This is a genomic window from Allokutzneria sp. NRRL B-24872 (genome assembly GCF_002155965.1).
In the GTDB taxonomy this organism is placed as follows: Bacteria; Actinomycetota; Actinomycetes; order Mycobacteriales; family Pseudonocardiaceae; genus Allokutzneria.
The window spans coordinates 11200-33712 of sequence record NZ_MUMH01000086.1 but is presented as its reverse complement, the minus strand read 5'-3'; the positions used below and the strand labels follow the sequence as shown (position 1 = coordinate 33712).

Here is a 22513-nt window from a genome sequence, read left to right as displayed (position 1 = left end):
CCCTCGCCGTTACGGATACCGACCCGTGCACGGCAAGGAGCGATCCCAGGAAGATCAGGAGATCCCGAACTCCTTACCGATCAGATCGAAGACTTCCTCATCCGTCGCTGATTCGAGATCAGCACGTGCACCACCATGTGCGTCGACTGCCGAAAGAACCGCCCTGAGCCGGGAAGTGATTCGCTCCCTCGCCTCATCCGGAACCTTCGACATCAATTCTTGTTCCACCCGATCGAGATCAGCAAGTAGGGATTCCACTAGCTCTACCCCGGTACCGGCTCCGACCTGCGCGAGCACGTGATCTGCGAGAACGCCGGGGCTCGGGTGGTCGAAGACCAGCGTGGCGGGCAGCGTCAGCCCGGTCGCCGCGGTCAGCCTGTTCCGCAGTTCCACCGAGGTCAGCGAGTCGAATCCGAGGTCCTGGAAAGCCTGCGAGGGCTGAATCCGGCGCGGTGAGGAATGCCCGAGCACGCCCGCGACCTCACCAAGCACCAACTCCAGGACGACCTTGCGCCGCTCCCCGTCCCGCACGCCCGCCAGCCGGTCGGCCAGCGAGATGACCTTCGCGGCGGCAGCGCGCCTGGTCACCGACCTGGCCAGCCCGCGGAGCACCGGGGCGACCGTCCCGCGCAGCGCCGAGGACTCCAGCCGGACCGGCGCGAGCACCGCCTCGTCACTGGAGAGCGCCGCGTCCAGCAGCCGCAGGGCGTCCGCGACCGCCAACGGGAGCACACCACTCCGGGCCATTCGCGCGAGATCCGCGTCCGCGAGGCCCTCGGTCATCGCACCGGTCTGCTCCCACACGCCCCACGCCAGCGAAGTCGCGGGATATCCCTCGGAACGGAGACGGCGCGCGAACGAATCGAGGAACGAATTCGCCGCCGAGTAACTGGCCTGTCCCGCGCTCCCCACGATTCCCGCGAAGGACGAGAACAACACGAATGCGGAGAGCCCCATTTCCTTGGTGTTCTTGTGCAGGTACACCGCCGCGTCGACCTTGGGCCGCAGCACGGTTTCCAGGCGTTCCGGGGTCAGCGACCCCAGCACTCCGTCGTCGAGAACACCGGCGGTGTGCACGACCGCGCTGAGCGCCTTGTCGGCCAGCAGCTCGGCCACCGCGTCGCCGTCGCTGACGTCGCAGGCCGCCCACGTGACCTCGGCTCCCCACGCGGTCAGCTCCGCCTCCAGCTCGACGGCACCGGGGGCGTCCGCTCCGCGCCTGCTCACCAGCAGCAGGTGGCGCACACCGCGCTCGGACACGAGGTGCCGCGCGATCAGCCCGCCGAGCGCCCCGGAAGCACCCGTCACCAGCACGCTTCCGGCGCTGAGATCGGGCTCGTCCAGCGGTGCCGCGGTCCGCTTCGCCAAGCGCGGCACCAGGATCTGGCCGTCACGCAGGGCGGTCTGGTGCTCCCCCGCCTCGATGAGCGCGGGCGCCACGTCGACCACTGCGTCGAGATCATCGGCTTCGACGATCACGATGCGATCGGGGTTCTCCGACTGCGCCGACCGCAGCAACCCGAAGGCCGCCGCGTGTGCGAGATCGCCTTCCTTGCCGACCACGACCAGGCGTGCGGACCGCTCCTCCGCCAGCCACCACTGCGCCAGCGCGAGCGTGTCGGCGACAGCCTGCTGCACTGCGCCGCCTCCGTCGGGACATGCTGTGATCACCACATCCGGCATCACCGTTTCGGCGGTCAGCGACGCGAGCCCCGAGTACTTGCGGACGTCGAGCGGCATCCCTTCGGGCAGGTTGACCGGCTGCCAGTCCAGGCCGAGCAGCACGCCCTCGCCGGAGCCCTGGAACTGCTTCGCCGGAGCCTTCCGCAGCGTCAGCGACTCGACCGCCACGACGAGCCCGCCCGCGTTGTCCGCGGCGACCAGCTTCACGGAGTCCTCGCTGAGGCGGATCACCTTGATGCGCAAGGAAGAAGCGCCGGATGCGCGGACGCTCACGCCAGCCCACGCGAAGGGCAGCAGCGGCGCGGCGCCGACCTCCATCAGCCCACCGGCCGCGATGGCGTGCAGTGCTGAGTCCAGCAGCGCGGGGTGCACCGCGTAGGCGTCCTCGTGCTCCGCGATCTCGACCTCGGCGTAGACCGCGTCGTCGCCGCGCCACACGCTGCGCAAGCCTTGGAAAGCAGGTCCGTACGCCAGGCCGCTGCTCGCCAGGCCGTCGTAGAACTCGCTCAGGTCAACGGTTTCCGCGCGCGGCGGCCACAGCCCGACCTCGGCGTCGGCGGCCGTCTTGTCGCTCAGGAAGCCCGTGGCGTGCCGCGTCCAGGACCCGTTTTCAGCACTGGAGTGCACGGCCAGCTCGCGACGCCCGTTGGCGTCCTCCGCGCCGACCCACACCTGGAGCGCGACGCTGCCGTTCTCCGAGAGCACCAAGGGCGCTTCCAGGGTCAGGTCGTCGACCAGGGCGCAGCCGACCTCGTCGCCCGCCCGCACCGCGAGCTCCACGAACGCGGTCCCCGGCAAGATCGCCAGCCCGTTGACCACGTGATCGGCGAGCCACGGGTGCGTACGCAGCGATACCTTGCCCATCAACATGATCCCGCCACTGCCCGGCAGTGCGACGGTCGCGCCGAGCAGCGGGTGCTCCGTCGTTTCGAGGCCGAGTCCGGTCGGCTGGCCGTCGTCCGCGTCGAGCCAGTAGCGCTCGTACTGGAAGGCGTAGGTCGGCAGGTCGAGCGTGCGCTCACCGGGGAAGAACGTGCTCCAGTCGACGTCGACCCCGCGCACGTGCGCCTCGGCCAGCGCGCCGATGATCGCTTGCGGCTCCGGCCGGTCGGCCCGCAGCACCGGGATCGCCGCCACGTCGTCCAGCACGCCCTGCACGAGCGCGCTCAGCACGCCGCCAGGCCCCACCTCGACGAACGTCGTGACGCCTTCCGCGTGCAGCGTGCGCACCGCGTCCGCGAACCGAACCGAGTCCCGCACATGCTGAACCCAGTACTCAACGGAATAGCGTTCCACCAGGGCCCCGGTCAGCGTCGACACGATCGGAATCCCCGGAGCGTGGAACTCGATCCCATCTAGGACTGCGGCGAACTCCTCCAGCATCGGCTCCATCAACGGCGAGTGGAACGCGTGCGACACCTTCAACCGCGAGGTCTTCCGGTCCGAGAACTGCGCAACCACGGCCAGCACCGCATCCTCATCCCCCGACAGCACAACCGAGGACGGCCCGTTGACAGCCGCGATCCCCACACCGTCCGTCAGCAGCGGCAGCACTTCCTCCTCGGAAGCCTGCACCGCCACCATCGCCCCACCAGCTGGGAGCGCCTGCATGAGCCGAGCCCGGGCGCTGACGAGAGCCGCCGCATCCTTCAGCGACAAGACACCAGCGACATGAGCAGCAGCAATCTCACCGATCGAATGCCCAGCCACAACATCCGGCCGAACACCCCACGACTCCAACAACCGGAACAACGCCACCTCAAGCGCGAACAACGCAGGCTGCGCGATGCCCGTCTGGTCCAGATCAGGCGACTTGACGTCCACCGTCAAGTACTCGACGACCTCCGTAAAGGCCGCCGCGAACACCGGATAAGCCTCAAACAGCTCCTGGCCCATCCCCAGCCGCTGCGAACCCTGACCGGAGAAGACGAACGCGACCTTGCCGGGGTTCTCCGGCGCGGCGTGGCTGACCGCGCTCGACGGCGTTCCCTCGGCGAGCGCGGTCAACGACTCGATCAGCTCGGACGCGGAAGTGCCCGTGACAACCGCCCGATGCTCCAACGTCGCACGGGTGGTCGCCAGCGACCGCCCGACATCCACCACATCCTGACCGTCCACAAAGGACAGAAGCCGCCGCGCCTGAGCACGCACCGCCGTCGAGTCCTTGGCCGACAACACCCACGGCACGGGACCTTCCACGGCACCGCCAGAAGCCTCCGCGCTGGCCGGAGCCTGCTCCACTGCGTCTTGCGGGACACCCGTACCCGGTCGGCCAACACGTGCGGAGACAGCATCGCTCGCGTAGTCCTCCACGATCACGTGCGCGTTGGTGCCGCTGATCCCGAACGACGACACACCCGCCCGGCGCGGAGCAGTGCCCGACGGCCAGTCGACAGCCGACGTCAGCAGCCGCACCGAACCAGCTGTCCAGTCCACGTGCGAGGACGGCTCGTCCACGTGCAGCGTCTGTGGCAGCACTCCGTTGCGCATCGCCATCACCATCTTGATCACACCACCAACACCAGCAGCCGCCTGCGAGTGCCCGATGTTCGACTTCAACGAACCCAGCCACAACGGCTCCGCACGATCCTTGCCGTAGGTCGCGATCAGCGCCTGCGCCTCGATCGGATCACCGAGCCGCGTGCCCGTGCCGTGCGCCTCCACAGCGTCCACATCGGACGGAGCGAGCCCCGCGTTCGCCAGAGCCTGCCGGATCACCCGCTGCTGCGAAGGACCGTTCGGCGCCGTCAAACCGTTCGACGCGCCATCGGAGTTGATCGCGGTTCCCCGCACCACAGCAAGGATGTTGTGCCCGTTGCGCTGCGCATCGGACAGGCGCTCCACGAGGAGCATGCCCGCTCCCTCCGACCAGCCCGTACCGTCAGCCGCCTCCGCGAAGGCCTTGCAGCGCCCGTCAACGGACAAACCTCGCTGACGGCTGAACTCGATGAACGTGGACGGCGTCGCCATGACGGTGACACCGCCGACGAGTGCCATCGAGCACTCCCCGGTCCGCAGCGCCTGCGCCGCCAAGTGCAGTGCCACCAGCGATGACGAGCACGCGGTGTCCACGGTCAGCGCGGGGCCTTCGAAGCCCAGCGTGTACGCGACGCGTCCGGAGGCGATGCTGCCCGCGCTGCCGCTGCCGAGGTAGGCGTCCATGCCCTCCGGCGACACCTTCACCCGGGAGCCGTAGTCGTGGTACATGACCCCGGCGAACACCCCGACCTGGCTTCCCCGCAAAGAAACCGGGTCGATGCCCGCGCGCTCGAACGCCTCCCACGACGTCTCCAACAGCAACCGCTGCTGCGGGTCCATAGCCAACGCTTCACGCGGAGAGATCCCGAAGAACCCGGCGTCGAAGTCCGCGGCCCCGTGCAGGAACCCGCCTTCGCGGACGTAGGACTTGCCGGAGCGGTCAGGATCGGGGTCGTACAGGTTCTCGACGTCCCAGCCACGGTCCTCCGGGAACCCGGAGATCGCGTCGCCACCGGAGAACACCAGCTGCCACAAGTCCTCCGGCGACCGCACACCACCCGGGTACCGGCACGCCATGCCCACGATCGCGATCGGTTCATCGGTCGCGGACTTCACCGCGACAGCGACCTGCTCCTCAGCGGCACCAAGTACCTCCTGGATCAGGAACCCCGCGAGCGCACCTGGCGTCGGGTAGTCGAAGACCATCGTGGCGGGCAGCCGAAGCCCCGTCGCGGCGTTCAACCGGTTGCGCAGCTCCACCGAGGTGAGCGAGTCGAACCCGAGGTCCTGGAACGCGTTCCCAGCCTGAACGGCCTTGGTCGAGGTGTGCCCGAGCACCGCCGCGACCTCGGTACGCACCAGTTCGAGCGCAACCCGATCCCGTTCGGCACTGGGTACCCCGGCAAGGCGCGCACCCAACGAACCCTTGGGGGCCTGGGCGGCACGCCGGGTCGCGCGCAGCAGGCCGCGCAGCACAGCGGGCACGGCGTCGTGGTGCTTCTCCGTGCTGAGCCGCACCGGCGCCACCACCGCACGATCAAGGCCGACCGCCGCGTCGAACAGACGCAGACCTTCCTCGGCGGAGAGCGCGACGAGGCCCATCCGCTTGAGGCGGTTCATGTCCACGCTGTCCAGGCGCTCGGCCATGCCGTTGCCCTGCTGCCACAAGCCCCACGCCAGCGAGGTCGCGGCCAGCCCCTGCGCGCGCCGGTGCTGGGCGAAGGCGTCGAGGAAGGCGTTCGCGGCGGCGTAGGCACCCTGGCCCGCGCTGCCGAAGATCCCCGACACCGACGAGAACACCACGAACGCGGACAGGTCCTCGGTCAGCTCGTGCAGGTTCAGCACCGCGTCCATCTTGGGACGCAGTACCGCGTTCACCCGCTCCGGTGTCAGCGAGCCGAGCACGCCGTCATCCAGCACCCCAGCGGTGTGCACGACGGCGCTCAACCGGTGCCCCGCGAGCACGTCAGCCAACGCGTCGCGATCCGCGACATCGCACGCCGCCCACGCGACGCTGGCGCCGGCTTCGACGAGGTCCGCTGCCAGCTCGGCCGCGCCGGGGGCAGTCACCCCGCGACGGCTCACCAGCAGCAGTTCCCGAACGCCGTGCGAAGCGACGAGGTGCCGCGCGATCACTCCGCCCAGCGCACCGCCGGCTCCGGTCAGCAGGACCGTTCCCGTGCCGAAGTCCGGCGTCCCAGCGTCCGCGTCGACCTTCGCCAGGCGCTGAACGAAGACTTCTCCATCGCGCACGGCGGCTTCCGGCTCGCCCGCCGCGATCAAGCTCGGCAGGACGGGAAGCACCTCGGCCGTGTTCTCGGCTTCCACCAGCACGAATCGGTCAGGGTTCTCCGACTGCGCCGTGCGGACGAGCCCGTGCACCGCCGCGTGCGCGAGGTCTCCGGGCCTCGTCACGAGCACCAGCCGCGAGGTGTGCTCCCCAGTCAGCCAGGTTTGCAGCGCGGCCAGGACCGCACCGGCGACTTCACGAATCCCGCTCGCCGTGGCTTCGCCGGTCGGGCACGACGCCACCACGACCTCAGGCATCGTCTCCAAGGAACCGAGTACCGACAGGTCCAGGGTCTCAACCGCGAGGTCCTCAGTCGACGATCCGGCGAACGGAGTCCATCGAGGCTCGTACAGCGACTCCGCGCGAGTCCGCAACTGGTCCACACGCACAGCCCGAAGCGTCAACGACTCGACTGAAACCACGAGGTCCCCGGCCGCGTCGACGGCGACCAGCGACACGGAGTCGGCTCCAGCGCGCGCGAGCTTGACGCGCACAGCGCTCGCCCCACCCGCGTGGACGGTCACACCGGCCCACGCGAACGGAAGTACCGGGCCATCGTCGAGCGTGACCAGCCCGCCAGCGGCGAGCGCGTGCAGCGCCGCGTCCAGCAGCGCCGGGTGGACCGCGTAGTCCTCCTGGTCGTCGATCTCGACCTCGGCGAACACGTCCTCGCCGTCGCGCCACACCGAGCGCAAGCCCTGGAAAGCCGGGCCGTACACCAACCCGCGTGAGGCGAAGTCGTCGTAGAACCCTTCCAGATCAACCACTTCGGCGTTCTCGACGGTGAAGCTCGCGTCGACCTGAGTGGCCTGCGAAGTCAGCGCGCCGGTCGCATGACGCACCCACGTGGTGCCGTCGACCGACGAGTAGAGGGCGAGGTCACGACGGCCGTTCTCCTCCGTGCTCACCGAGACCTGGAGCGCCACGCCGTCGTTCTCCGGCAGCACCAACGGGACTTCGAGGGTCAGGTCCTCGATCGTGCCGCAGCCGACCTCCTCACCCGCGCGCACCGCCAGCTCGACGAACGCGGTCCCCGGCAGGACGACCACGCCGTTGACCACGTGGTCGGCGAGCCACGGGTGGGTGCGCAGCGACACGCGGCCGGTCAGCAGCACTCCCCCGCTGTCGGCGGTGATCGTCGCCGCGCCGAGCATCGGGTGATCGGCCGAGCCCAAACCGGCTTCGCGCACGTCGCCGCGGTCCTGCGGCGCGTCGAGCCAGAACCGCTCCCGCTGGAAGGCGTAGGTCGGCAGGTCGATCTTCGCGCCGCCGAACGCGCTCCAGTCCACTCGCACTCCGTGTGCGTGCGCCTGCCCGATGGCCGTGGCGATCGCCTCCGGCTCCGGCCGGTCGGCGCGCAGCAGCGGGATCGCGGCCACATCGTCGAGCACGCCCTGCACCAGCGCACTCAGCACACCACCCGGCCCCACCTCAACGAACTTGGTGACGCCACGAGAGCGCATCGTCCGCACGCCATCCGCGAACCGAACCGAGTCCCGCACGTGCTGGACCCAGTACCCGGCGGAATAGCGTTCCACCACAGACCCGGTCAGTGTCGAGACGATCGGAATCCCAGGCGACCGGAACTCGATACCTTCCAGTACCGCAGCGAACTCCGCCAGCATCGGCTCCATCAACGGCGAATGGAACGCGTGCGACACCTTCAACCGCGACGACTTCCGATCCGAGAACTGCGCAACAACCCCCTGGACCGCGTCCTCGTCACCGGACAGAACAACGGAGGTAGGTCCGTTGATCGCCGCAATCCCCACACCTTCGGTCAACAGCGGCAGCACCTCGTCCTCAGACGCCTGCACCGCCACCATCGCCCCACCGGAGGGCAGAGCCTGCATCAACCGAGCCCGAGCCGAAACCAGAACCGCCGCGTCCTCCAACGACAGAACACCAGCCACATGAGCAGCAGCGATCTCACCGATGGAGTGGCCCGCGACAACATCGGGCCGAACACCCCACGACTCCAACAACCGGAACAACGCCACTTCAAGCGCGAACAGAGCAGGCTGCGCATTGCCGGTCTGATCCAGATCAGGCGACTTGACGTCCACCGTCAAGTACTTGACGGCCTCCGTCCAAGCGGCCGCGAACACCGGATACGTGTCGAACAGCTCCTGACCCATGCCCACGCGCTGCGAGCCCTGGCCGGAGAACAGGAAGCCGAGCTTGCCGCTCACAGCAGCGCTGACGGGCGCCGAGCCGGACACCAGTGCCTCCAGGCCGCCGCGAAGATCACCAGCGACGACGGCGTGGTGGTCCATCACAGACCGCGTGGTCGCCAACGAGATACCGACATCAGCCGGATCGGCCGAGTCCACAAAGGACAGAAGCTGGCGTGCGCTCTCCCGCACGGCCTCGGCGTCGCGAGCGGAGATCACCCACGGCACCGGTCCGACCGCCTTCGCCGCAGCCCGGGAGACAACGGGAGCGGCCTGCTCCAAGATGACGTGCGCGTTGGTTCCGGAGACCCCGAACGACGACACACCAGCGCGCCGCGGCCGGTTCACCGAGGGCCACGGCACCTGCTCGGTCAGCAGCTGGACATCGCCCGCCGACCAGTCCACGTGCGAGGACGGCTCTTCGATGTGCAGCGTCTGCGGCAACACCCCGTTGCGCAACGCCATCACCATCTTGATCACACCACCAACACCAGCAGCCGCCTGCGAGTGCCCGATGTTCGACTTCAACGACCCCAACCACAACGGCTCCGCACGATCCTTGCCGTAGGTCGCGATCAGCGCCTGCGCCTCGATCGGATCACCGAGCCGCGTGCCCGTCCCGTGCGCCTCCACAGCGTCCACATCGGACGGATCCAGGCCAGCCGAAGCCAACGCCTGGCGAATCACCCGCTGCTGCGAAGGACCATTCGGCGCCGTCAAACCGTTCGACGCGCCGTCCTGGTTCACGGCCGAACCCCGTACCACAGCAAGGACTTCGTGCCCGTTGCGCACAGCGTCGGACAGCCGCTCGACGAGCAGCATGCCCGCGCCCTCAGCCCAACCTGTGCCGTCCGCGCCCTCGGAGAACGCCTTGCACCGACCGTCTGCCGCGAGACCGCGCTGACGGCTGAACTCGACGAACACCGCCGGGCTCGCCATCACCGTGACGCCACCGACGAGCGCCATCGAGCACTCACCGTTGCGCAGAGCCTGAGCCGCCAAGTGCAACGCCACCAACGACGACGAGCACGCCGTGTCCACAGTGACCGCCGGGCCTTCAAGCCCGAACGTGTAGGCCACGCGGCCGGACGCGACGCTTCCCGCGCTGCCGTTGATGAGGTAGCCCTCAAGGCCCTCCGGCGAGGTCCGCACCCGCCCGCCGTAGTCGTGGTACATCACTCCGGCGAACACTCCGGTTTGGCTTCCCCGCAAGGAAACCGGGTCGATCCCCGCGCGCTCGAACGCCTCCCACGACGTCTCCAGCAACAACCGCTGCTGCGGGTCCATCGCCAGCGCTTCACGAGGAGAGATCCCGAAGAACCCGGCGTCGAAATCGGCCGCGTCGTAGAGGAATCCGCCCTCGCGGGTGTAGCTCTTGCCCCACTGTTCCGGATCGGGATCGTAGAGATTCTCCACGTCCCAACCACGGTCCTCGGGGAAACCTGACACCGCGTCCCGACCGGAGAACACCAAGCGCCACAAGTCTTCCGGCGACCGCACACCACCCGGGTAACGGCACGCCATGCCCACGATCGCGATCGACTCGTCGGTAGCCGCCTTCACCACCACGGGCTTGTCCGAAACGGCCGTGTCCGCGTCGAGGAACCGCGCGAGCGCACCCGGCGAGGGGTGGTCGAACACCAGCGTGGCGGGCAGCCGCATCCCCGTCGCGGCGTTGAGCCGGTTGCGCAGCTCGACGGACGTCAGCGAGTCGAACCCGATGTCGCGGAATGAGTTCTCGGTGCCAATAGACACCGCGTCGGCGTGCCCGAGCACCGCGGCGACCTCGGCGCGAACCAGCTCCAGAACGGCGTCCGCGCGCTGCTCAGCCGACAGGCCAGCCAGCCGTCCGGCGAGCCCGGAAACAACGGTGGCAGCCTTCGCGGTCCGACGCGCAACGCCGCGCACGACCTTGCGCAGGAGCGGCGGAATCGTTGCGCCACCTTGGAAAACGCTGGTGTCCAGTCGCACGGGCACGACGACGGCGTTCTCCGCGGCGAGCGCGGCGTCGAAGAGGCGCAGGCCCTCCTCTTCCTGGATCGCCGCGATGCCCATGCGGCGGATGCGGGTGATGTCGGCCTGGCCGAGCGTCCCGGCCATCGCGCTCTCCTGCTCCCACAGGCCCCACGCGAGCGAGGTCCCGGGCAGCCCCTCCTCCCGGCGCAGCTCGGCGAGCGCGTCGAGGAAGGAGTTGGCCGCCGCGTAGTTGCCCTGCCCCGGCGTGCCGAGCGTGCCCGCGACGGAGGAGAACATCACGAACGCCGAGAGCTCGCTGGTCAGCTCGTGCAGGTTCAGCGCGGCGTCGATCTTCGGCCGGAACACGCTGGTCAGGCGCTCGGCGGTGAGCGAGCCGATGACGCCGTCGTCCAGCACGCCGGCGACGTGCACGACGGCGGACAGCTCGTGCCCGGTCAGCAGCGAGGCCACCGCTTCCCGGTCCCCGACGTCGCAGGCGGCCCACGTCACGTCGGCGCCGCGTGCGGTCAGTTCGGCCGCCAGCGTCACCGCGCCCGGAGCCTCGCCACCACGCCTGCTGACCAGCAGGAGGCGCCGAACTCCGTGCTGCGTCACGAGATGCTTGGCGATGAGCCCGCCGAGCCCGCCCGAAGCGCCGGTCACCAGCACGGTGCCGCTGCCGAACTCCTGGGGCTGCGCACCCGGTGTGATCCTGCCGAGCCTCGGCACGCGGACCTCGCCCTCGCGCACAGCCACCTGCTGCTCGCCGGAAGCGATCACGCCGGGCAGCGCGAGCACGGACTCCACCGCGTCGTCAACGTCGATGAGCAGAACGCGGTCCGGGTTCTCCGTCTGCGCCGAGCGCACGAGTCCCCACACCGCGGCCTGCGCGATGTCGTGCGCGGCGGTGACGATGGCCAGGCGAGCCGAACGCTCCTCGGACAGCCACCACTGGAGCAGCTCCAGCGTGCGCGCCGTGGACTGCCGCACCCGCTCGGCGGTGTTGGAGCTGGTCCCCGCCGGGCAGGCCACGAGAACAACCTCGTGATCGCCCTCGTCGGTGTAGGGCACGACGGAAATGCCCGCGTCGGCCAGTGTTTCCGCGAGGTGCAGGCTGTCGCTGAGCACCGCCCAGTTCGGCCGGTCAGCAGCCGGAGCGACCGTGATCGGCATCCACTCCACGCCGTACAGCGAGTCCGTCGACGCCTCGCGCAACCCTTCGGCCGCAAAGGGTCGCAGGGTCAGACCGTCCACAGTGGCCACAGGCTCGCCCACACCGTCACCGAGCACCAGTGACACGGTGTCAGCGCTTTCGCGCGTCACCTTGACACGCAAGGTCGTCGCGCCCGCCGCGCTCAGCCGAACGCCGCTCCACGCGAACGGCAGAAGCCCGCGCCCGTTCGCGTCCGGCTCGATCGCGCCGAGCCACACGGCGTGCAGCGCGGCGTCGAACAACGCCGGGTGCAGCCCGAAGTCGCCTTGCGGGTCGGGCACTTCGATCTCGGCGTAGAAGGCGTCAGCTGTCCGCCACGCCGCTCGCAAGCCGCGGAACGCCGGGCCGTAGTCCAGCCCCATGTCCGCCAGCCGCTCGTAGAAGCCCGACACATCAATGCTCTCGCCTGCGGGTGGCCACTCCGCAAGATCGCCCTCAACTGCGTCCACAATGGACAGAACACCGGAGGCGTTGCGCACCCACGGCCGCTCCTCGTCGGCCCGCGAGTGCACGGACACGGAGCGACGGCCATCAGCTTCCTCGGCTCCGACGAGCACCTGCAACGCCACGCTTCCCCGGCGTGGCAGGACGAGCGGGGCTTCCAACGCCAGCTCGTCCACCGTCGTGCACCCCACCGCGTCGGCCGCGGTGATCGCGAGTTCCATGATGGCGGTACCGGGTACCACCACGACGCCGCCCACGGTGTGGTCCGCGAGCCATGGATGCGAGTCGAGGGAGAGGCTGCCCGACAGCACGCGCCCGTCGTTGTCCGCCAAGGTGGCCACGGCGCCGAGCAACGCGTGTCCGGTCTCCTGCAAGCCGACCGCGCGCATGTCGCCCACGGCGGAGTTCGTGGCCAGCCAGAAGCGCTCGCGCTGGAACGCGTACGTCGGCAGCTCGACCGTCCGCGCTCCGGGGAACACGGCTGTCCACTCGGGGCGGACGCCGTTCGCGTACAGCTCGCCCAGCGCGGTCGTGACCGCATGCGGCTCCGGCCGGTCGGCGCGCAGCGTCGGCACCGTCACCACGTCTTCGAGCACGCCCTGCACGAGTGCGCTCAGCACACCGCCCGGCCCCACCTCGACGAATCGCGTGACACCACGCTCGTGCAGTGTCCGAACTCCGTCCGCGAAGCGCACCGCCTCCCGCACGTGCTGAACCCAGTACCCAATGGAATAGCGTTCCACCACGGACCCGGTCAGTGTCGAGACGATCGGAAGCTCAGGCTCGTTGAACGTCAGTCCGGAGAGAGCAGCCGCGAACTCCGCCAGCATCGGCTCCATCAACGGCGAGTGGAACGCGTGCGACACCTTCAACCGCGAGGTCTTCCGGCCCTGCTCGGCGAACGCCGACGCGATCTCCGCGACCGCGATCTCATCGCCGGAGATCACCACCGACTGCGGTCCGTTGATCGCCGCGATCCCCACGCCGGGCGTGAGCAGCGGCAGCACCTCGTCCTCGGAGGCCTGCACCGCCACCATCGCCCCGCCCGTGGGCAACGCCTGCATCAACCGAGCCCGAGCCGAAACCAGAGCCGCCGCATCCTCCAACGACAAGACACCAGCAACGTGAGCAGCTGCGATCTCACCAATCGAATGTCCGGCCACAACATCCGGCCGAACACCCCACGACTCCAACAACCGGAACAGCGCCACCTCAAGAGCGAACAGAGCGGGCTGTGCGACCCCCGTCTGATCCAGATCAGGCGACTTGACGTCCACCGCCAAGTACTTGACGACCTCCGTAAAGGCAGCCGCGAAAACCGGATACGCCTCGAACAGCTCCGAGCCCATCCCCAGCCGCTGCGAACCCTGACCGGAGAACACGAACGCGACCTTGCCCTGGCCACTCCGGACGACCGAACCGGAGCCCTCCGCGAGAGCCCGCACACCGGCGATCAGCTCAGCCCGGGTCTCCCCAACGACAGCAGCGCGGTAGTCCAACCCCGCGCGCGTGGAAGCGAGCGAGAAGCCCACGTCAGCCGGGTGATGACCGTCCACAACGGACAGCAGGCGAGCGGCCTGCGCACGCACTGCGGCCTCAGTCTTGCCCGAGAGAACCCATGGCACGACCGCGTCACCAGCCGACGACGGCACCTCCGTGGAAGCAGGCCCTTCCTCCACGATCACATGTGCGTTGGTTCCAGAGATACCGAACGAAGAGATGCCAGCCCGGCGAGCGCCGTCCCGCGAAGGCCATTCAACCTGAGAAGTCAGCAGCGACACCGCGCCGGAAGCCCAGTCGACATGAGACGTCGGTGAGTCCACGTGCAAGGTCGGAGGCAGCACGCCGTGACGCATGGCCTGCACCATCTTGATCACACCGGCAACGCCAGCGGCGGCCTGCGTGTGGCCGATGTTCGACTTGATCGACCCCAACCACAGCGGCTCCGACCGATCCTGGCCGTACGTGGCCAGAAGTGCCTGCGCCTCAATGGGATCACCGAGCTTGGTACCCGTGCCGTGCGCTTCGACAGCGTCCACATCGGATGGACGCAACCCTGCCGACGCCAACGCCTGGCGGATCACCCGCTGCTGCGAAGGACCGTTCGGCGCCGTCAAACCGTTCGACGCACCATCCTGATTCACCGCCGAACCTCGCACCACAGCAAGGACTTCATGCCCGTTACGCACCGCGTCCGACAGCCGCTCCACCAACAGCAGGCCGACGCCCTCGCCCCAACCGGTGCCGTCAGCACCCTCAGCGAAAGCCTTGCAGCGGCCGTTCGGGGACAGCCCGCGCTGCCGGGAGAACTCGACGAACATGTTGGGCGTGGTCATGACGGTGACGCCACCGGCCAACGCCATCGTGCACTCGCCGTTGCGCAGAGCCTGAGCCGCCAAGTGCAGCGCCACCAACGAAGACGAGCACGCGGTGTCGACGGTCAGCGCGGGGCCTTCGAGCCCGAAGGCGTAGGAAAGGCGACCGGACACCACCGAGGCGGCCTTGCCGGTCAGCAGGTAGCCCTCGATCTCCTCCGGCGCCCGGCGCATCCCGCTCGCGTAGTCCTGGCCGTTGGTGCCGATGAACACGCCGGTGCGGTGCCCGCGAACGGACATCGGATCGATCCCGGCGCGCTCGAACGTCTCCCACGCGGTCTCCAGCAGCAGGCGTTGCTGCGGGTCCATGGCGAGCGCTTCGCGGGGCGAGATCCCGAACAGCGCCGCGTCGAAACGGTCTGCGCTGTCGATGAACCCGCCGTCGCACGAGTAGGTCTTGCCGGAGCGGTCAGGGTCCGGGTCGTAGAGCGCGGCCGTGTCCCACCCGCGGTTCTCGGGGAAGCCGGTCACCGCGTCGCGCCCGGAGATCAGCAGCTCCCACAGTTCCTCCGGCGACTCCACGCCACCGGGGAAACGGCAGCTCATCGCCACGATCGCGATCGGCTCATCGGAGGCGGCCACGGTGGCGACGGACTCCACGGCGGTGCCTTCGCCCAGCAGTTCCGCGCGCAGGTGACCGATCAGCGCGGTCGGCGTCGGGTAGTCGAAGACCAGCGTCGCGGACAGCGTCAACCCGGTCGCGGCCGCGAGCCGGTTGCGCAGCTCGATCGCGGTCAGCGACTCGAACCCGGCTTCGCGGAAAGTCCCTTCAGGGTCAAGGGAAGCGCTGCCGGAGAGGCCGAGCACCGTGACGGCCTGCTCCTCCACCAGGTTCAGCAGCAGGCGCTCCTGCTCGGCCTGGGAGACGCGGGCCAACCGCGCGGCCAGCTCCGACACTGGAAGATCAACGGCCGGAGCGCGCCGGTCAAGGATCTCGCGCGCCTCTGGGACACCGCGCAGCAGCGGGCACGGCCGAGTCGTCACGAACGCGGGAACGAACCGCTCCCACTCCACGTCGGCGACGGTGACCGTGGACTCGCCCGCGCTCAAGGCACCGGAGAGCGCAGAAAGCGCTGGAGCTGCGGCGATTCCACGCACACCGCGCCGGCGCAGGTGCTCGCCGATCGCGCCGTCCGCCATGCCGCCGTCGGCCCAAGCGCCCCATGCGATCGCCAGCGCGGGCAGCCCGTCAGCGCGCCGCTGTTCCGCGAGCGCGTCCAGGAAGGCGTTCGCGGCGGCGTAAGCGCCCTGGCCGCCGTTGCCCCACACGCCGACCATCGAGGAGAACAGCACGAACGCGTCAAGATCGCTGGTCAGCTCGTGCAGGTTGATCGCCGCGTTCACCTTCGGGCGCAGCACGTTCGCCAGGCGCTCCGCCGTCAGCGACTCGACCAGCCCGTCGTCGAGCACGCCCGCCGCGTGCACCACCGCGTTCACCGGGTGCTCGGCGAGCAGCGAGGCCAGCGCCTCGCGGTCCGCCGCGTCGCAGGCCGCGACGGTGACAGCCACGCCGCGTTCTTCCAGTTCTGCCTTGAGCTCCGCCGCACCGGGTGCGTCCAGGCCACGACGGCTGGTCAGCAGGAGGTGTTCAGCGCCGTTCCCGGCGAGCCACCGCGAGACGTGTCCCCCGAGGGACCCAGTCCCACCAGTGATCAGCACCGTCCCGCGTGGTTTCCAGTCCTCCGTGGACGCTCCGCCGCGCGGCGCGCGCACGAGCCTGCGCCCGAACACGCCCTCCGCGCGGAGCGAGAGCTGGTCCTCTTCTTTCTGCGCCAACGCCGAGGCCAGCGCGGCGAAGTCCACAGCGGCCGGGAGGTCGACGAGCCCGCCCCACCGCTCCGGCTGCTCCAAGGCGATGACCCGTCCCAGCCCCCACACCTGAGCAGCCTCGGGACTGTTGGCCGTCGTCAAGCACCACAATCGCGCGTCAAGTCCGGCGTCGCCCATCGCCTGCGTGAGCAGCGCCGTCCCCCAGGTCGAGTCGGCCGCGAAGACCACGCCCGCAACCGCTCCCGCCTCGACGAGTTGAGCCGCGAGCTCGTCACGGGATTCCGCCGGGGCAAGCGACACCAGGTCGACCCCGTGTGAGGTGAGCCCGGCCCGGATCTCGTCAGCCCACGCGTTCTCATCGGCGACGAACAGCCAGCGCCCGCCGGGTACCGCCGCAGGCAGGGTGACCGAGTGCCAGGAGACGCGGTAACGCCAATCGTCCACAGTGGACCGCGCAGCGCTTGTGCGGGGCGTGTCGAGCCAGAAGCGCTCGTGCTGGAACGCGTACGTCGGCAGGTCGACCCTGCGCGCGCCCGCGTAGACCTTGCCCCAGTCGACGCCAACCCCGTGCACGTGCAGCTGCCCCAGCGCCGAGGTGATCGCGTGCGGCTCCGTGCGATCCGCGCGCAGCACCGGCACCGCGACCGCGTCGTCCAGCACGCCCTGCACCAGCGCGGCGAGCACTCCGCCCGGCCCGATCTCCACGAACTTCGTAGCGCCCTCGGCGTGCAGCGTCCGCACCCCGTCCGCGAACCGAACCGAGTCCCGCACGTGCTGAACCCAGTACCCGGCGGAATAGCGTTCCACCAGCGACCCGGTCAGCGTGGAGACGATCGGAATCGCTGGAACCTGGAACTCGATCCCATCCAGGACTGCCGCGAACTCCTCCAGCATCGGCTCCATCAACGGCGAGTGGAACGCATGCGACACCTTCAACCGCGAGGTCTTGCGTCCCGCGAACTGCGCGACCACAGCCAGCACCGCGTCCTCGGCACCCGACACCACAACGGACTCCGGCCCGTTGATCGCCGCGATCCCCACGCCATCCGTCAGCAGCGGCAGCACCTCCTCCTCAGAGGCCTGCACCGCCACCATCGCCCCGCCGGACGGGAGCGCCTGCATCAGACGGGCCCGAGCGGAAACGAGAGCCGCCGCGTCCGGCAGCGACAGGACACCAGCAACGTGAGCAGCGGCAATCTCACCGATCGAATGCCCGGCGACCAGATCCGGCCGAACACCCCACGACTCCAGCAGCCGGAACAACGCCACTTCGAGCGCGAACAGAGCGGGTTGCGCGGTCCCGGTCTGGTCCAGATCAGGCGACTTGACGTCCACCGTCAAGTACTCGACGACCTCCGTAAAGGTCGCCGCGAACACCGGATATGCCTCGAACAGCTCCGCACCCATACCCAGCCGCTGCGAGCCCTGGCCGGAGAACACGAACGCGGTCTTGCCGGAGCGAACGGAGGACACGTCGACGGAGCGCAGGCCCTCCACCAGCTCTTCGACCGACGAGCCGACCACGACCGCGCGCCGATCCCACGCCGACCGCGTCGTCGCCAATGACAACGCCACACCGGCCGGAGAGACCGGAGAGTCCGAGGAGTCCACAAAGGACGCAAGCCGAGCGGCCTGAGCGCGAACGGCCGCATCGGTCTTGCCGGACAGCACCCACGCCACCGGTCCACGGACCGGGGCGGAGGCGGGCTCCGCGACGGGGTCGGCCTGTTCGATCACGACGTGCGCATTGGTGCCGGAGATGCCGAACGACGAGATGCCAGCCCGGCGCGGCGCACCGCTCGAAGGCCACTCCACCTGCGAGGTCAGCAGCGACACAGAGCCCGAGGACCAGTCCACGTGCGACGTAGGCGACTCCACGTGCAGGGTCTGCGGCAGCACGCCGTGACGCATCGCCTGAACCATCTTGATCACACCGGCCACACCGGCGGCGGCCTGCGTGTGCCCGATGTTGGACTTCAACGACCCGAGCCACAGCGGCTGCGCGCGGTCACGGCCGTAGGTCGCGATGATCGCCTCGGCCTCGATCGGATCACCGAGCCGCGTGCCCGTGCCATGAGCCTCAACAGCGTCCACATCGGACGGACGCAACCCAGCAGAAGCCAACGCCTGACGAATCACCCGCTGCTGCGAAGGACCATTCGGCGCCGTCAAACCATTCGACGCACCATCCTGATTCACCGCCGAACCACGAACGACCGCAAGCACTTCATGCCCGTTGCGCCGAGCGTCCGACAGGCGCTCCACCAACAGGATCGCGACGCCCTCGGACCACCCCGTTCCATCAGCGTTGTCGGAGAACGCCTTGCACCGGCCGTCCGGGGACAGCCCGCCCTGGTGCCCGAACTCCACGAACATTCCCGGTGTGGACATGACCATCACACCACCGGCGAGCGCCAGCGAGCACTCACCGCTGCGCAACGACTGCACGGCCAAGTGCAGCGCCACCAGCGACGACGAGCACGCCGTGTCCACGGTGACCGCCGGGCCTTCGAGGCCGAGCGTGTAAGCAACCCTGCCCGAGATGATGCTCGCCGAGGAGCCGGTGAGCAGAAGCCCTTCGGTGCCCTCGACGGGATCGTGCAACCGGGGTCCGTAGTCCTGTGCGGTCGCGCCGATGAACACGCCAGAACGGCTGCCGCGCAACGATGCCGGGACGATGCCCGCGTGCTCGAACGCCTCCCACGCGGTCTCCAGGACGAGACGCTGCTGCGGGTCGGTCGCGGTCGCCTCGCGCGGGCTGATGCCGAAGAACGCCGCGTCGAAGTTCGCGGCGTCGTGCAGGAAGCCGCCCTGGCGCACACTTGAGCCGACATCCCAGCCACGGTCGTCGGGGAAGCCTGAGATGGCGTCGCCACCGGAGGCCACGAGCCGCCACAGGTCCTCCGGGGAGCGCACTCTGCCCGGCAGGCGGCAGCTCATCCCGACGATCGCGATCGGCTCGTCCGGCGCAGCCGCGACGGCAGTGTCCACATCGGACTCAAGCCCGAGCGACGATGCGTGCAGGTGGCGCGCCAGCGCGTCGGGGGTCGGGTGGTCGAACAGCAGTCCGCTTGGCAGACTCAGCCCGGTGGCCGCGCTCAAGCGGTTCCGCAGCTCGACGGCGCTCAGCGAGTCGAAGCCGAGGTCCTTGAACGTCAGCTCGGAGTCGACCTCGCCCGCGTCCGAGTGCCCGAGCACGGCCGCGATGTGCGCGCGCACCAGCTTCTCCGCCGCGGCCGCGTCCTGGAACTTGGACGCGCTCTCCGCCGAGACGACCGTGCTGGAAGCCGTGTCAAGCCAGTGCCTACGCCGCTCGAAGGCATACGTCGGCAGCGGAACCCGCCGCGCACCGCGTGAGGCGAACACGCCGGGCAGGTCGACCTCGATGCCGTGAACGTGCAGGGAGGCCAGCGCGGAGAGCGCCGCGTGTGCCTCGGGTTGCTTGGCGCGCAAGGAAGGCACGAACAGCGCCTCACCGGAGACGCAACCACGCGCGAGCGCGGTGAGCACACCGCCGGGACCGAGTTCCACGAAGGTCCGGACACCGTGCGAAGCCAGCGCGCCGACGCCGTCGTTGAAGCGAACCGCCTGCCGCACGTGGCGCACCCAGTACTCCGCCGAGTACGCAGAGACGATCTCACCATCCACATTGGACACGATCGGCAGCTGGGGAGGCGAGAAGGTCAGTCCTTCGGCGACGCGCCAGAACTCCTCCAGCATCGGCTCCATCAACGGCGAGTGGAACGCGTGCGACACCCTCAGCCGCGAGGTCTTGCGGTCCGCGAACTGGGCGACGACCGCCAGCACCGCCTCTTCCGAGCCCGAGAGCACCACCGAGGCGGGCCCGTTGATCGCCGCGATCCCCACGCCATCGGTCAGCAGCGGCGTGACCTCGGCCTCGGTGGCCTGGACCGCGACCATCGCGCCGCCCGTCGGCAACGCCTGCATGAGCTGGCCACGAGCCGCGACGAGCGCGCACGCGTCAGCCAGCGAGAGCGCCCCGGCGACGTGCGCGGCGGCGATCTCGCCGACGGAGTGCCCCATCAGGTAGTCCGGCGCGACGCCCCAGCTCGTCAGGAGCCGGAACAGCGCGACCTCGATCGCGAACAGCGAGGTCTGCGTGTAGAGCGTCTGGTCGAGCTGATCCCCCTCGGCGAACATGACCTCGCGCAACGGCCGCGGCAACCTGGGATCGAGTTCCAGACAGATCTCGTCGAGTGCCGAGGCGAACTCCGGGAAGGTCTCATACAGCTCGCGTCCCATGCCCGCACGCTGAGAGCCCTGCCCGGAGAACAGGAACGCGACCGGCGCGGCGGGCTGCACGCGCCCAGTGATCAGCCCGGCGTCCGCGCCGCCGTCGCTCAGCTCACGCAGTCCGCGCAGCAGGGCCGTGCGGTCCGCGCCAACCACAACCGCCCTGTGCGGGAAGGCCGTGCGCGTGGTCGCCAACGAGAACGCTAGATCGACTTCACGGAAATCGGCCAGGTGCGAGGCCAGCGCGGCGGCCTGGCCGGGCAGTGCCGAGGCGGTCTTGGCCGACAACGCCAGCGCCACCGGAGCCAGGCCCGGATCGCGGGGCTCCTCGGTCGTCACGGCCGGGGGCTCGGCGAGCACGAGGTGGCAGTTCGTGCCGCCCATGCCGAACGAGCTGACGCCGGCGACCCGCGCGCGCTCCCACTCGCCGAACTCCGTGCGGACGCGGAGGTTCAACTCCTCCAAAGGAATATCGGGGTTCGGGGTGCGGAAGTTCAGGCTCGGCGGCAGCGCGCGGTTGCGCAGCGCGAGCGCGACCTTGAGGAATCCGGTGATGCCCGCGGCGCCTTCGAGGTGGCCGACGTTGGTCTTCACCGAGCCCACGAGCAGCGGATCGGCCGGGTCGCGCGCCGCACCGAGGACCGCGCCCAGCGCCGCAGCCTCGACCGGGTCACCGGCCCTGGTGCCGGTGCCGTGCAGCTCCACGTAGCCGACCTCGGCCGGGTCGGTCCGCGCGCGCTCGTAGGCCAGCCACAGGACTTCTTCCTGGCCGACCCGCGACGGCACGGTGAGCCCTTCGCCACCGCCGTCGTTGTTGACCGCGCCGCCGCGCACCACGCAGTAGATGTCGTCGCCGTCGGCCAGCGCGGCCGGGAGCGGCTTGAGCACGACGACGCCACCGCCCTCGCCGCGCGCGTAGCCGTTCGCGCGCTCGTCGAAGGTGAAACAGCGGCCGTCCGGGGAGAGGCCGCCGAACTTCACCGACCGCTCCGTGCTCTCCGGCGCGATGATCAGGTTCACCCCACCGGCGAGCGCGACGGTCGATTCCCCCTTGCGCAGGCTCTCGCAGGCCAGGTGCACCGAGACCAGCGAAGAGGATTGCCCGGAATCGACGGTGAAACTCGGTCCGGTGAGTCCGAGGAAATAGGAAACGCGATTCGCGAGAATGCTCCTGTGCAGTCCGGTGACGGTGTGCGAGGAGACCGCGTCCCGACCGGAACGGCCCACCAGGGTGGCGTAGTCGTCCCAGATCGCGCCGACGAAGGCCGCCGTGCGGGTGCCGCGCAGCGACTCCGGCCGCAGGTGCGCGTCCTCCAGCGCCTCCCAGCACAGCTCGAGCACGAGCCGCTGCTGCGGGTCCATCGCGGCGGCTTCCCGAGGTGAGACGCCGAAGAAGCCCGCGTCGAAGGTGTCGATCCGGTCCAGGAAACCGCCGCGCCGGGCCGGGGCGGAGTCGTCCCAGCGATCGGCGGGCGGCTCGCTCGTGGCGTCGACGCCGTCGGCGAGCAGGCGCCAGAAGGCGGTGGGCCCGGAGGCCCCCGGCAGGCGACACGCGAGCCCGATGACGGCGATCTCGTCACCGGAGTCCTGTCGGTCCACAGCCCCGTTGATTCCGGACTCGCCCATAATGCGCTCCACCCAACCACGCGTGAACAACAAAGCAGAATCGGTGCGACACTAACCACCGCTTCCGCAGTTCAGCGCGGCCTCAGAATGGTTCTAGGGGAACCCCTAGCGATAGCGGAGCACTATCCACGAGGAAGTTTCAGCCACTCCCAGCACGCCCGGCCGCGCCAGCGCCGCAGAGGTTGTCCTTCTTCGGCTGGTAGGGAAAATCCCAGTACGTGCTGTTGTACGGTGAGCCACCACCATCGCG

1 protein-coding gene is annotated in these 22513 nt (G+C 69.5%); it reads right to left on the bottom strand.

Annotated features, from left to right (window positions below):
• Positions 1–54: 54 nt before the first annotated feature.
• Positions 55–22263, bottom strand: a complete 22209-nt coding sequence (locus tag CCN37_RS41615) for a type I polyketide synthase (RefSeq protein WP_086824394.1) — start codon at positions 22261–22263, stop codon at positions 55–57.
• Positions 22264–22513 lie beyond the last annotated feature (250 nt).

What these genes read in the sequence shown, in the direction of transcription:
- CCN37_RS41615 (WP_086824394.1), bottom strand. Translation starts at nt 22,263, where the DNA reads ATGGGCGAGTCCGGAATCAACGGGGCTGTGGACCGACAGGACTCCGGT.